The following is a 14057-nucleotide window of genomic DNA, read 5'->3' on the forward strand; positions in this document are numbered from 1 at the left end:
AATCACTCTACCTCTAGTTCTTTTATTCTTAGTTCATCGCCCTGAGTTACCGTCAACTGATAGCTACCACACTGGTGGCACGCATCGTAACGTTGTGTGATGGCTACACTTTGATTACATTGCATGCACCACGCCATTCCCGGTAATTCGATGATTTTCAACTGCGCATTCTCCGCCAAGGTGCCACGAGCAACTGCATCAAAGCAGAAGAGTAAGGCTTCAGGCTCTACCGCAGACAACGGTCCAACTTCAAGCCAAATCGTTTTGACTTGCGAATAACATTGCGTTTTTGCTTGATCCTCTAGTATTTGCATCAAACCTTCGGCAATCGACATCTCATGCATCAGGCAGCCTCTTCCTCAATGGTCAGTACATAATCAACACACGGATCTAGCGCTCGTATCCAATCATGAAGCAACGCTTCAGTTTCAGTTTTACTCTGCACAGCGACTCCCTGCAAGGCTGTCGTGAGAATACCTTCTGGATGAAAATTCCACTCAGTAGGAGCCAGAATACTGTACGACTGCACTAAACCCGCCCGATCCAAGATTACCTGGTGGAATAACCGACCTCGGGCGGCCTCCAATTCACAGCTTCCGGAGTTAGCGATCACCACACAGTTGCTCTCACTGACAGGCGTAGATAACTCGGCTAGCAAAGCAATCACTCTCTGCGCGATAGGGTGACACTGTCGAAAGCGAGCTTCTTTACAAAGCGCTTGTCCCGACTCATTCTGATACAGACGCGCTAAAGGGGTTGATTCGCAACACTGCCCATTAAAAGTGGGATGCTGAGTAAAAGCTAAAAGATCATCGCTACCGGGAGTTGGAATATGCGGCGATAATGGGGTAGGCAAACCCGACACATAATGGCGAACTAAAGAGGGATGCATATTAAGCTGTTTGATCAAGCCCCCCACTGGCGTATTTTTCTGATCCAATGCCGACGCAACAAACGATTCAAGGGGTTCAGATAACGCCACTTGCATGATCTTCTGAAATTCATATTGCCACTGATTAAAAGGGGCATCACTCACACCCTCCGCATCTTTCCCAAAGCTTAAAGAAGGGTGAGACGCTTGCTGCAACCGAAGAAAAGCATGAGTTAGCTTCTGGCTTGCTTGTTGCTTCACCCCATGCGGTACTGCTAACCAGTGATGCAGAAGTGACCAAGCTTGCTCTTTTTGGGTTTCAGCCTGTACCAACTTACTTCGAGCCGCCATAACCTCTGGAGGAATAGATAAACCAAGCGCCGACTCACACGCACACAAGGCTGCAACCTGCTGTGCATTGGCACATAAGCTATAAAGCAGGCGAATTCTATCGACGGCTACTTCTGGCATGAGTTGCTTCAATATCCGCGGCAACATCACCGGGCGAGAAGATTGAAGGCTAGCCGTATGAATATGTCCGTTAAGGACTTGAACTCGAATCAGTAACTGCCCAGCCAACGTGGCTATCGTCATGAGCTAGCCCTCGTCAAGTTCTCAGCCAGCAACGCCTTTCTCAGAAAACCACGACGGGTCAAACCGCTCGGCGAGTTCACCTCAGAAGTTGATGTAGGGGCATTGGGCTGCGCCTTCGGAGACTCGAATATTTGCTCAATAATCGATTCCCCTATCGCCACTGCCGCTTGTTGGGACTCAAAGGCATTCATCGGAGAGAATAACGAGCAGCTGACAAATGCACTAAGCCCTTCTCCTCCACCAATAACCCATTCATAGGTTCCTGAGGGCAGGTCGATAGTTACTTTTTCACTCATCAGAGCCTGCCATGTTTGCTCTGTTTTAGCGCCTTGTTCAACGGTATCATCGGCTAGGAGCATCAGATTCATAAACCACGGGGTAATCACCAGATAGAGCTGCAAAGGTCCGTGCACGTCGTCGGTAAAACAGGGGCCTTCCATAACGTCTACATGTAAGCTGGGGTTGAGCAGCTCTGGTATGTTAGCCATACGCTGTTCTACCTTTTGATAAAAAGCAGCTATCTGCTCCCCTCTATTCATCAACAATCAACCACCATGAACTGATCTCGTTCTCCATCACACTCAGGACAACGCCAGTAATCCGGCAATTGGCTAAAAGGCGTTCCGGCAGCCACCTGCCAAACCTCATCACCCTTAGCTGGGTCATATACATACCAGCAGATCTTGCACTCTAAGCAAACATCATCGGCAATTCGGTTAGCGTCGCCAAGGTAACTGCCTTCAAAGCTTGCGCTCATACCAGCACCTCACGTATCTCGCTCAGCCGGACTGCTGAATCATCAATATCCTCTTGGGCTGCACAAGCAACCTGCGGCATAGCAGAGACTTCTATCGTATCCAATATCAACTGGTCCGTACTATTAAAATACTGCACCCGCCAGATCAGACAACTGGCAGTGCTGGTTATACGGCAGTTGCCATATCCACGGGACAGTATAGTCACAGGGCCTACCCCTAACTGTTCGGCCAAAAAGCCTTGATCATTGGGTGAAAACGGCAGCAATGATAGGTTAATGACATGGGGCGGTACTTGATCTTGGCTCTCTTGCATGCGAGCAGAAACATCGCTTAGTTCAACCAATACAGAAGGTGCATTCAGCAGATCAGCCCCTATTTCTACCGCCCCAACGACCAACGGTGCCGCTGTTTCGAACGCTGTTTGATGTACACACTGAGGAATATCAGCAACTTCAAGGGTATCCTTTATCAGTTCCCCTGCTGAATCAAATTGTCGTAAGCGCCACACACCCGCTAAAACGGTCTCTTGAATCTGAGTTTTTTCGCCACTTGAACCTAGAATCACAGCAGAAACCTCCCCCTCTCCCAATATTTGATTGAGGGTGATTAAATCTACTGGGGGAATTGCCTCTAAGCTGTGCTCAATACTTGGCTGGCCCACCTGATAGTGGTTTAAGTCATCTTGAAGCAACTCCAGCAGCGCAATCGTATGCGGGCATGTTTCAAGTTCTTCTGGCTCTGGCAAAATAGGCATATGGTAGCTAGCCATATCGTTTGGCATCGGCATGTAATCCAACACTAGATCATCTTTATCTTGCTGGCTGCCGGGGCCGATCGGCATATTAAAAAGCGGAATTTCCCGATTCATTACCTGCACTCCTACAATCAGATTTAATGGCCGCAAACAGCGGATGAGGATGAAGCCACCACAGGTATACCGATGCCTGGATCACGACGCGCTTCCAACGACAAAATTCGAGGAATATCCGTGCAATAGTCGTCCCAGTTTTGGATTTTTGTGAGAGTACTCAGATAGCGCCCCTCTTTTAAAAACACCAAAGCGGGCCACACTGAAAAGTTATATCGTCCCTGAAGCTCTTTTTCGCTACCACGATCAATCACAGCGGGCGTTAGTTGCGGAAACTGCTTAACGATTTCGGGCAAGATAACCGCCACATCCAAAGATTCAGGAAAGCGGGTCGCATCCTCAGTAAAAAATAAAATGCTATAAGGGTGCTTCTTGATAAAGGGTTCAAAGCTTGCCGTATCCAAAAGCGGGTAGGCCAACTCATCAATTAATCGGCTGATTAAGGGTGCATGTTTCATAGCGATGCTCTTGTTGTAATTAATTTAATCAACGCTTGATTCGAGTGATGCCTTTAGGTGGTCAGGTAATTTAGGTTCTCTATTCACCAAATCAGCAAATAGCAGATCCAGATCCGTAGCCTCTCCTCGCATAACCGATTCTACGGCTAATAGCGCCTGCTGAACCTGCTTAGCTCGTTCTGATGAGATCACCTCTCGGGCAGCACCTAAAAAAACCAAAACCCACTGTCCTACTGGCTGACCACCTACAAGGGAAAGATCTATCTGATGCTGAACACCCTGGATTTCACACAACGCAGTACTACCCTGACAACTAACAACCTGCATCGGTATACCAAGACACATATCAGTTATCCTGCTCTGTATGTGCAAGCACTCTAGGGTCACCTACACGACAAGCCTCAACCTCAGAAGGTCTCCCCTGCTCATACTCAGCAAGTGTCAACTCTAAAGGCGCTAAGGCTTCAGCTGTGTGAAGACCTGCTTGCACATCGCTCAGTGGCTTAACGCCCTTGTCGGACAGAAAATCCAGAGCAATTGAGAGCGCAGGATCAATCTGCTGTCGAACAACATCCCTTAAGCTTCCCCCAAAGTCCTCCAACTCCACAGGCTGGCAGCCAATTAGCAGTAACGTTTGCGGATAACTGCCAGTAAATTCCGCCATGGCAAGCACTTCTTGAAAGCCGGTTTGATGAAGGCTCATCTGTTTAGCACCCATGAATTTAGGCACCTCATCATCACGGACAATCTTCAATGTGCCAGGCTCAAGACCATAATCCACAGCATCGAAGACAATAAGCATATCGGCCCACTGGACATGCTGAACAAGATAAATACCTTGAGTGCCGCCATCCATCAGACGAACATTGGGGGGGAAATGGTAACGTTGATTTAATGCCTCAACACACCGTACACCGAAGCCTTCATCGGCCCATAGGATATTACCGATCCCAAGGATCAGTACTTTCAGATCAGACATACCTTACCAAGCGTTATTATTGTTTAGCAGGATAGGTACAAGAGTTGTGCCAAGTTAGACGTTTTCACGCAGACTGCTGTAATCACAGGCGCTACAGTATTGTTTACTGTTTCTACAGCGCCCCAAAATAAAACCAACTAATCACTTTTAAAAAATAATGAAAATAAACTTTACACCTTCAAAGCGGTTTCACTCTTAATTTCACGCAATGCAAAATTAGAATGTACTTGGGAAATCCCTTCAAGTGGAAACACCTTTTCATTAAGGAAGCGATCATAGGCTTTAATATCCGACACCATCACACGTAGCACAAAGTCTGCATTACCCGTTACGGCGTAGCACTGCAACACTTCAGAGCAATCCTTCATAGCCGACTCAAAAGCAAGCGTATGCTCTGTCGAATGTCGCAACAACGACACCATGACCAATACACAAAGCCCCTGCTGTACGGCATCAGGATCTATTAACGCTGTATATTTACGTATGATCCCCTGATCTTCTAAAGCCTTAACCCGACGCCAACAAGCCGCTGTAGACAACCCCACATCATCCGCCAACTGTTGATTACTTATTCGACCATCAGCCTGTAAACAATTTAGTATCTTACGATCAAAAGCATCCATGATTCACCAATCGTTATATTTATTGAATTAATTTTTATTATATACGCAAATATATGAAAGATTATTTCAAAAGAGATATTTTTTACACCTCAAATAGCAAGCACCTTTCTCCCAAAAAAATCTACACTGGTTTAAAACAATCCATAATAAAGTAGCCCTCACTATGACAAGTTCTGACGTAAAGACTGATACATCCGTACCAACGGCGGATGACGCTGTCCAGCTGGATGATTACCAACTTAGCGACCGCTATACCCGAACTGAAGGTCGTGTCTTTCTAACTGGCACCCAAGCACTCGTACGTATTCCGCTGGTTCAGGCACAACTGGACAAAAAGAACGGACTCAATACCGGCGGCTTTATTAGCGGTTATCGCGGCTCTCCCTTAGGTGGATATGATCAGGCACTCTGGGGAGCTAAAAAGCTACTCGATCAGAACAATGTTGAATTTATCCCGGCGATCAACGAAGACTTAGCCGCAACATTGGTGCTGGGCACACAACAAGTTGAAACCGATCCAGACAAAACAGTCGATGGCGTTTTCTCTATTTGGTATGGCAAGGGCCCAGGTGTGGATCGTGCCGGTGATGCTTTAAAACATGGCAATACCTACGGCAGCTCTCCTCACGGCGGTGTACTGGTAGTCGCTGGTGATGATCACGGGTGTGTATCATCATCAATGCCTCATCAATCTGATGTCGCTTTTATGGCGTGGTTCATGCCGACTATCAACCCCACCAGCCTTGATGAGTACGAAGAGTTTGGCCTTTGGGGTTATGCCCTTTCCCGCTATTCAGGCATGTGGGTTGGCTTTAAAGCAATTTCTGAAACAGTAGAAAGTGCCTCCAGTGTCGAACTAAAACCACTGCCGGAATTTAAAACACCAGATGATTTCACACCACCCCCAGAAGGGCTTCATTACCGCTGGCCAGACCTTCCAGGGCCCCAGCTGGAAACCCGTATTGAGCATAAATTAGCAGCGGTCCAAGCCTTTGCTCGCGCTAACCCTATCGATAAAAAAATACTCAGTGCCGCTAACCCCGTGTTTGGTATTGTTTCAACAGGTAAAGCTCACCAAGACTTAATGGAAGCGCTCGACCTTCTCGGGTTAACAGAGATGCGTCTGCAATCATTAGGGATCGAGATCTTCAAAATCGGTATGGTCTGGCCGCTGGAGCGCAAAGGCATACTCGATTTTATCCATGGCAAGCAGGAGATCCTTGTCATTGAAGAGAAGCGAGGCATCATTGAAAGTCAGATCAAAGAAGCGATGTCGGAACCGGATCGCCCCGGTGAAGTGTTGATTACAGGTAAGCAGGATGAAAACGGGCAACCGCTTATTCCTTATGTGGGTGAGTTAAGCCCGTCCCTGCTGGCACCCTACCTGGCAGCACGCTTGTCACGTCTATTTGATCTTAACTTTGATGCCGAGCTGGCGCAGATTAAGGATTCCGGTGTAACGGTTTCCGACCCTGGCGGTGTACGCCGGATTCCTTATTTCTGTTCTGGTTGTCCGCATAACAGTTCAACCAAAGTCCCCGAAGGCAGTAAAGCACTGGCCGGTATCGGCTGTCACTTTATGGCCTCATGGATGGGCCGCAACACCGAATCCCTCATTCAAATGGGCGGCGAAGGGGTGAACTGGGCTAGTAAATCTCGCTTTACTGGCAAAGGCCATATCTTCCAAAATTTGGGCGAAGGTACTTATTTCCACTCAGGTTCGATGGCTATTCGCCAGTCGATCGCTGCTGGTGCCAACATCACCTACAAAATCCTCTTCAACGATGCTGTCGCCATGACCGGCGGCCAACCTGTTGATGGGCAGATCACCGTTCCCGCCATTGCACAGCAAGTTAGTTCAGAAGGTGCTCGCCGTGTTGTGGTGCTCAGTGATGAACCCGAAAAATACAAAGGTCATGAAGGGCAATTCCCTAAAGGTGTCACCTTCCATCACCGCGATGAACTCGATGCGGTTCAAAGAGAGCTTCGCGAAATTCCAGGTACCACGGTTCTGATCTACGACCAAACCTGTGCTGCTGAAAAACGCCGTCGTCGTAAGCGTGGCCAATTCCCAGATCCTGCCAAGCGCGTCATGATCAATCATCATGTCTGCGAAGGATGTGGCGATTGCTCGGTACAATCTAACTGCCTTTCTATTGTGCCAAGAGACACAGAGATGGGTACCAAGCGTCAGATTGACCAATCATCTTGTAACAAAGATTTTAGTTGCGTCAAAGGTTTTTGCCCAAGCTTTATCACGGTTGAAGGCGGCCAACTGCGCAAACCTAAAGCACAAAGCGCCGATGCAATGTTGCAACAGCTAGAAACTATCTCCTCCCCTCTAATCACGCCCATTAACGGCACTTATGATCTGTTAGTCAGTGGTGTTGGTGGTACAGGTGTTGTTACCGTAGGTGCACTAATCACCATGGCAGCTCACCTAGAAGGCAAAGGCTCCAGCGTACTGGATTTTATGGGCTTTGCTCAAAAAGGTGGGGCCGTACTCAGTTATGTACGCCTGGCGAATACGCCCGATCACATACATCAGGTACGTATCGACCATGGCCGTGCCGATGCATTGATTGCTTGCGATATGGTTGTTGCCAGCTCAGCAAAAGCCCTCGATGTATTGCGCCACAACCACACCAAAGCGGTGATCAATTTAGCTGAGATGGCTACCGCCGATCATGTACTGTATCGCGATGCGGATATGGAAAGCCAAAAACGCGTTCGTTTGCTGTCAGATGCCGTAGGTGATAGCCAGTTTAATACACTAAATGCCAATGACTATGCGCTAAAACTGCTGGGCGATACCGTTTTCTCCAATGTCATGATGCTAGGTTACGCATGGCAACAAGGGCTTATTCCGGTTTCAAAAACCGCTCTAATGCGTGCTATCGAACTCAATGGTGTTGCCGTAGAGAAAAACAAAACCGCCTTCAACTGGGGACGGCTTGCTGCGGCTCAGCCGGACTTTGTTGAAAAATCCATCTCACCTGCTGCAGTACTTGCGCCGGAAACCTTAGATGAGAAAATCCAGCGCCTAAGCCAAGCACTGGTAACTTACCAAAGCCAATCATTCGCAGACACGTACCTGCAACAAATCGATGCTATTCGTGCGCTGGATAAAAAACTAGGCAATCAAAACGAAGCGCTCACAGCAACGGTTGCAACCCAACTGCACCGCCTGATGGCGGTTAAAGATGAATATGAAGTTGCACGCTTGTTTACTGAAACGGACTTCATTGATGAAGTCCACCGCACCTTTGAAGGGGACTATAAAATCCATTTCAACTTCGCTCCACCACTACTTAGCAAAAAAGTAATCAATGGACGCCCGGTGAAACGAACTTTCGGCCCTTGGATGTTGAAATCCCTACGAATGCTCGCCAAAATGCGAGGCATACGTCACACAATGTTAGATCCGTTCCGTTTTACCGCTGACCGCAAGCTAGACAAAGCACTACTGGCTAACTATCAACAGGACATTACGCGCCTGCTAAAGGATACCACTCAGCAGAATTACGAACTGGCACTGCAGATTGCCAACCTTCCAAAAGAGATACGAGGCTTTGGCCCTGTCAGGGAGGCTGCCGCAGAAAAAGCAGCTAAACAGCGTGATGCTTTACTCGCACAGCTAAAATAAGGCGCAGGAGAATATTATGTTTGAACATCTGCATGGATTACCCGCAGATCCTATCCTCAACCTGATGGTTCAATACCGTCAGGATAACAACCCACTGAAAGTCGACTTAGGTGTGGGCGTATATAAGGATGAACAGGGGCAGACTCCTATTATGCAAGCGGTACACGCCGCTGAAACCCACTTGCTCGCCTCAGAGACAACAAAAACCTATATCGGCCCAGCAGGTTCTGAAGGCTTTTGCTTTCAAATCAGCCGCCTGCTACTAGGGAATGATCATGCGGTGATTAAGGATCAGCGCATCACCGTTGCACAAACCCCTGGGGGCTGTGGAGCGCTTCGAGTTGCAGCCGAGTTTTTGGCAAAATGCGACCCAGACACCACCGTTTGGGTGAGTGACCCTACATGGGCAAACCATATTCCTTTGCTCAAAGGTGCAAACCTGACTATCACTGAGTACCCCTACTACGATGGCGAGAACAAAGCGATCCGCTTTGATGCCATGATGAGTGCCCTAGAAACCGCTAAAAGCGGCGATGTGGTGCTTTTACACGGGTGCTGCCACAACCCAAGTGGTGCTGACCTCAACCATGAGCAATGGAACAGCATCGCAGAGCTTGTAGTACGTAAAGGCTTAATTCCTTTTGTTGATATTGCTTATCAAGGATTAGGCGATGGGCTGGTCGAAGACACCTATGGCGCACGCCTGTTAGCAGACAAAGCTCCTGAAATGCTTATTGCGAGCTCCTGTTCGAAGAATTTTGGTCTTTACCGAGATCGTACGGGCGCAGTCATGGTGATCTCTGCTAACCAAACACAAGCCTCTGTTTCGGCCAGCAACCTGTTTAGTATCATTCGTGGTATTTACTCTATGCCACCGGCTCATGGTGCGGCAATTGTCGAGACCATTTTAGGTAACGAAGCACTAACCAAGCAGTGGGATGATGAACTAACTATGATGCGCGAACGTATTTTGCAGTTACGCCATCAGTTAGCCAAAGAGATTGCAGCCTGCGGTACTGAGCAAAGCTTTGCATTTATTCCGGAACAGAAAGGTATGTTCTCTTTCTTAGGGATTGATAAAGCACAAGTTGCGCAATTAAAAGATGAATACTCCATCTACATGGTGGATTCGAGCCGTATCAGTATTGCAGGCTTATCCTCAAGCAACATACAGTATGTCGCCCAGTCACTGAGTGCTGTATTAAAAGGCTAAAGCGATTAATCCCGCTGCCATGCAACTTGGCGGCGGGGTTATTTAACAAGCAACCCTAATTTACTACATGCGTTCACGATAACGGTCGTGGCAACTCTTACATTGGCGGGCCACCTTACCAAAAGCGGCGCGCAGATCATCTTTATCCTCAGCGCCTGCTTGTTTGGCCAGCTCTGTTGTCGAGACCACTAGCCCTTGCATCAACTCATCAAAACGCTCTGTTTGATACCAGACCTCTGGCTTAACATGATGGGGTAGTTGTGTATCACGGGTTTCTGGTATGAAGCCTTCGGCAGGCATTTGAGCCAGCGCTGCGACGGCCTCAGCACGTTGCTTAAATTCAGTGGCATCATAATCGGTGCGCCCCTGAATCATCGCCCCCATCTGTTTGAAGTGCCACCCCATCAGATTAAAGACACTTTGCCGATAAGTTACATAATCATCAGTGGCTACCTCAGCCTGAGAGATACCCGCTATACTCATGAAAAACACAATACCTGCGATCAATTTTCTCATTATTGATGCCTCACTCCTGAACCATCCGCCACTGATTCAGCGAACTGATTAATTACTGGTGGTCTTGTGATGGGCTGAAGATTTGCAGCTGCGCCTTATCCAGCACACGCTCTAACATCTCAGAATAGATTCGCGGCCCCATCGTTGATGGCGCTTTACTATACTCATTGATTTGTAATTGTAAACGCTGGCTGTCGCCCTCTGAGCGTTTTAGCAACTCATTCGCTGTGGCATCCGCCTGTAAACGATACTGGCGGATGTTTGCTCGTGATTCTGCCAGCCTTGAGCTACGCTGTGCTTTGGCATCCTGTACCCATTTAAGTTGCTCCGCTTTAGCGGTGTTAGCTTGCTCAAAAGCACGTTTGACTGTAGCAGGTGGCTCAAGCTGGCGAATTTGCACCGATGATATTCGAATACCCAACTGCAAGGTGTGTAACAACTTCTGCAAATTAAGCTTTAACTCCTGCTGTAAACGATGCCGTCCCGACGTCAGGAGTGCATCAATATCCCAACGAGCCACCGCCAACGCGCCTTGGGCATAAGCCAATTGCAGCAATACCGCTTCAGCATCTTGGCTATTGTGTATAAAAGCACCAGATTCAGCCACGCTGTACTCGACTAAAAGCTTCATCGACACGAGATTTTCATCCCCAGTGAGTAGCTCTTTCGCTTGCATTTGAGTACCCAGCTGGCTGTAATCCACCTCCATAGAGCGGATACGTGAAGCCGGCAACAAGACAACACTTTCAATAGGGTATGGTAGGTGGTAATGCATCCCCGGAGGCACATTATCATTGATCAGCTTACCAAAGCGGTAGTGGATTCCCCGTTGCTCACCACCAACGCTATAAAGACCACTTAATAAATACAAGAAAGGGATCGATAACAACAAACCAATCAATAAATTGCGGGAGTCCAGCAAAGCATTACCCAGATCACTGCGCTTGAGCATCGCGGTTCTCCGGCGCTGACCACAGATATTTAAACACGGGCGTTTCTGTTGAAATCACCAAGCGTGTTTTTTCATTGAGTATCTTTTCATAGGACTGTAACGAGCGCAGATATTGATAAAATTCAGGATGGGACTCATATACACTGGCATAAATACGAGAAGCTTCGGCCTCAGCTTCTCCCTGCAAAATTTGGCTATCCCGATACGCTTCAGCTTGCTTACGACGCACCTCATATTCCGTGTCTGCTTTTATTTTTGCCGCCTCCTCTTGGCCTTCAGCACGTAGCTGTTGTGCTATTCGGCTCCGCTCTGCAGACATACGCTTATACACATCCGCGATCAGTGGTTGCGGTAAACTTAAGCGTGAAGGATAAATAGCCGAGATGGTAATACCAAAGGCCTCCATAGCTTTTTGGCTGCTGCTATCTTTGATCTGCGTAAACAAAGCCGTTAAGGCGGCATCAGATGCTTGTGTATTGATAAGTGCAGAAAGAGGAGAGCTGCCTAAAGCGCTACCGATTTCAGATAAGGCGAGATCGCGCAAACGCACATTAGCGACATCAACATTGCGCACACTCCTGAGAAACTTCTGCGCATCACTGATTCTCCACAATATGAAGCTATCAGCCACCACATTGCGACCATCCCGCGTAATAAACTCCATGCTATCTAAGGGCAGTAGTTGCTGGCGTTTATCCAGTAACGTTACCACCTGAAGAGGTTCTGGCAACTTAACCAATAAACCAGACTCCTTACGAACTTCGACGATTTTGCCAAACTGGCTGACCACCGCAATATGCGACTCCGATACCGGAATCAGCATCGTTGACAATGCAAACACCGCCAACGCAAACCCCGATAAACTCATTATCCACTTAAGCTTCACTCTGCCTCACTCCATACGCGCCGATCATCAGTGGCAATATCAGGACTTACCAATACTTTATCCATTGCTGGCAATACCTTTTCCATAACCTCTAAACGTCGATTCAACTCAACCATCAAAGGCTGTTGTAGATAACTTTTTGCGACCTGCTCAAAATAAGCGGCCTCACCTTCTGCCGTTAAGCGCTTTTCAATACCGGAAATGGTGGATTCTGAAAGGACCTGTAACACATGGTTATTGCTCTGAAGCATCTGCTTAATACGCTCACCCTCAACACCCTGTAGCAGCTGCAATTGCTGCTCTCTGGCGGCCAACGCATCATGATAATCACGGACAACCGCACTGGGAGGCTGCACCTTATCAGGTATAAAAGCTAACACTTCAATAGTGATCCCGGCGCTTTTAAGTCGCTCGGTCAACCGCTGCGCCAAGAGGTTTGTATCAAAATCCAACGCAAAAGGGCGTGAAGCAAGATAAGCGCTCAAAACGGAAGCCGATACCGCCTCGATCGTGGCGTGAAGATTCTCATAGAGGTAGGTCTCAACCGCTATATTGGGTAAGCGATAGTGTAAATTCATACTGACATTGAGCAGCTTCTCATCGCCAGTCAAAAAATGCTGTGGCTTATCTCGATTAACATTGCCCAACGTCTGCCAATGGTAGCGACTGAGGAGATCCGAGTGCTCCCATAGCGTTTCATCCATCCCCACCTGAAGGCGATACACATAATCCGTCGGCACCGTCTTTAGCGTCGCCATCGGGTACGGCGCCACATAATGGAGCCCCTCTGTTAACACTTCACCTTGGCGCTTCCCTAAATAGCTCACAATCCCTTGACTACCGCTGGGGACAACATGAAAACCACTGCCTAAAAAACCTAACACTGCCAAAGACGCAACTAAAACCAGAAGATGTGTACGATAACGAACCATCTTCCAGCCAATACCACGAAACCCAGGGCTATGCATTACCGCCTCAAAAAACGAGCTCTGCTCCAGCTCTCCTCCCTTTAGAAGGCTGCGCACCCCACTGATGAAAAGCTCTATACCCGCCAAACTCACCATCACGGCAATTAATATCGCAACAGGGGCATCGACATCCACCCCAATCAACAGCCCCACAAAGGAACCTAAAACCGCCAACGAGGTAAACATATCCATATAGCTATGGTAGCCATCGGCCTCTAAAGCTGGAGAGTTTGTCTCCTCCCCCACCTTGCTTTTAAGGCGCGCCATTGTATAAGCCAAAAAGATAGCAACCATCACCCCTAAAATACCCAACCAGATATAGTCGACGGGTGGCTTATCCTCAGCCTTTAGACCACGGATAATTTCAAAAGGAACCCACAGGATCAGTATCGACACGAGAATGGCTAGAACAGACTCAAGGCGGTACGCCAACAAAATACCGTTGGCATCACCTAGGCGCTCTTTACGAAAACGTACGACTAACCCGATCAACAACACGATCGACACCAACATATCGGTGCCAGAATGCAGCGCATCCGCGTACAAAGCGGCACTCCCTGTAATGAGAGCAACCACCAGTTTAATCAGTAGTAGTAAACAATCGCTACCTATCGCCAGGAGGGATGTTTTGATGCGTCGATCTTTAAACCACAAGAGAGATATTTCCAGATACCGTTTACAAACACCGGTAAGCTGACGTTGTAAACGTTAAAAACACATTGTGG

At 48.0% G+C, this 14057-nt stretch carries 15 protein-coding genes; 2 read left to right on the forward strand and 13 right to left on the reverse strand.

Translation table 11 applies throughout. The features are described from left to right. Positions 1-2: 2 nt before the first annotated feature. The 9 genes from hypA to F0U83_RS10985 all read right to left on the reverse strand — a co-directional run bounded on the left by hypA (position 3) and on the right by F0U83_RS10985 (position 5151). Entirely contained in the window at positions 3-344 is a 342-nt protein-coding gene (gene hypA / locus F0U83_RS10945; protein ID WP_211343658.1) for a hydrogenase maturation nickel metallochaperone HypA, read from the reverse strand. After that, positions 344-1465: a hypothetical protein gene (locus tag F0U83_RS10950; RefSeq protein ID WP_138987504.1), complete on the reverse strand. Its 1122-nt coding sequence runs from the start codon at positions 1463-1465 to the stop codon at positions 344-346. The genes hypA and F0U83_RS10950 overlap by 1 nt, the downstream gene beginning before the upstream one ends. After that, positions 1462-2004, reverse strand: coding sequence for a [NiFe]-hydrogenase assembly chaperone HybE (gene hybE / locus F0U83_RS10955; protein WP_138987503.1), 543 nt, complete (start codon positions 2002-2004; stop codon positions 1462-1464). Before hybE ends, F0U83_RS10950 begins: the two co-directional genes overlap by 4 nt. Next, positions 2004-2222 (reverse strand): rubredoxin, encoded by a 219-nt coding sequence (locus F0U83_RS10960; protein WP_138987502.1) that lies wholly within the window; start codon positions 2220-2222, stop codon positions 2004-2006. Before F0U83_RS10960 ends, hybE begins: the two co-directional genes overlap by 1 nt. Further along, positions 2219-3091 carry a hydrogenase expression/formation protein gene (locus tag F0U83_RS10965; protein WP_138987501.1) on the reverse strand — a complete coding sequence of 291 codons (873 nt, stop codon included), beginning with the start codon at positions 3089-3091 and terminating at the stop codon, positions 2219-2221. Before F0U83_RS10965 ends, F0U83_RS10960 begins: the two co-directional genes overlap by 4 nt. Positions 3092-3114: 23 nt before the next feature. After that, positions 3115-3549: a thioredoxin domain-containing protein gene (locus tag F0U83_RS10970; RefSeq protein ID WP_138987500.1), complete on the reverse strand. Its 435-nt coding sequence runs from the start codon at positions 3547-3549 to the stop codon at positions 3115-3117. 24 nt (positions 3550-3573) lie between these two features. Next, a complete protein-coding gene (locus F0U83_RS10975; protein ID WP_138987499.1) occupies positions 3574-3894 on the reverse strand; it encodes a HypC/HybG/HupF family hydrogenase formation chaperone in 321 nt (106 codons plus the stop codon). A gap of 1 nt (position 3895) precedes the next feature. After that, a complete protein-coding gene (locus F0U83_RS10980; RefSeq protein WP_138987498.1) occupies positions 3896-4528 on the reverse strand; it encodes a HyaD/HybD family hydrogenase maturation endopeptidase in 633 nt (210 codons plus the stop codon). Between the two features lie 170 nt (positions 4529-4698). Beyond that, positions 4699-5151, reverse strand: a complete 453-nt coding sequence (locus tag F0U83_RS10985) for an Lrp/AsnC family transcriptional regulator (RefSeq protein WP_138987497.1) — start codon at positions 5149-5151, stop codon at positions 4699-4701. Positions 5152-5314: 163 nt separating this feature from the next. On the opposite strand from F0U83_RS10985, the gene F0U83_RS10990 reads away from it, so the two are divergent. Together F0U83_RS10990 and F0U83_RS10995 are read left to right on the forward strand one after the other, a co-directional pair. Further along, the gene (locus F0U83_RS10990) at positions 5315-8797 is read left to right on the forward strand and encodes an indolepyruvate ferredoxin oxidoreductase family protein (protein WP_138987496.1); all 3483 of its coding nucleotides are present in this window, start codon (positions 5315-5317) and stop codon (positions 8795-8797) included. Between the two features lie 16 nt (positions 8798-8813). Continuing rightward, positions 8814-10010, forward strand: coding sequence for an amino acid aminotransferase (locus F0U83_RS10995; RefSeq protein WP_138987495.1), 1197 nt, complete (start codon positions 8814-8816; stop codon positions 10008-10010). A 63-nt stretch (positions 10011-10073) separates the two neighbouring features. On the opposite strand, the gene F0U83_RS11000 is transcribed toward F0U83_RS10995, so the two are convergent. From F0U83_RS11000 to F0U83_RS11015, 4 genes are read right to left on the reverse strand one after another with little or no spacing between them, the layout of a single operon-like run. Next, complete coding sequence (locus tag F0U83_RS11000; RefSeq protein WP_138987494.1) at positions 10074-10526, reverse strand: c-type cytochrome; 453 nt, start codon at positions 10524-10526, stop codon at positions 10074-10076. 52 nt (positions 10527-10578) lie between these two features. Then, a complete protein-coding gene (gene hflK, locus F0U83_RS11005; RefSeq protein WP_138987493.1) occupies positions 10579-11478 on the reverse strand; it encodes a protease modulator HflK in 900 nt (299 codons plus the stop codon). Next, positions 11462-12364 (reverse strand): protease modulator HflC, encoded by a 903-nt coding sequence (gene hflC / locus F0U83_RS11010; protein ID WP_138987492.1) that lies wholly within the window; start codon positions 12362-12364, stop codon positions 11462-11464. Before hflC ends, hflK begins: the two co-directional genes overlap by 17 nt. After that, on the reverse strand, positions 12361-13986 hold the full coding sequence (locus F0U83_RS11015; protein ID WP_138987491.1) for a cation efflux transmembrane domain-containing protein: 1626 nt from the start codon (positions 13984-13986) through the stop codon (positions 12361-12363). Before F0U83_RS11015 ends, hflC begins: the two co-directional genes overlap by 4 nt. Between the last annotated feature and the right edge of the window lie 71 nt (positions 13987-14057).

This window comes from Neptunomonas concharum, assembly GCF_008630635.1.
Taxonomy (GTDB): domain Bacteria; phylum Pseudomonadota; class Gammaproteobacteria; order Pseudomonadales; family Balneatricaceae; genus Neptunomonas; species Neptunomonas concharum.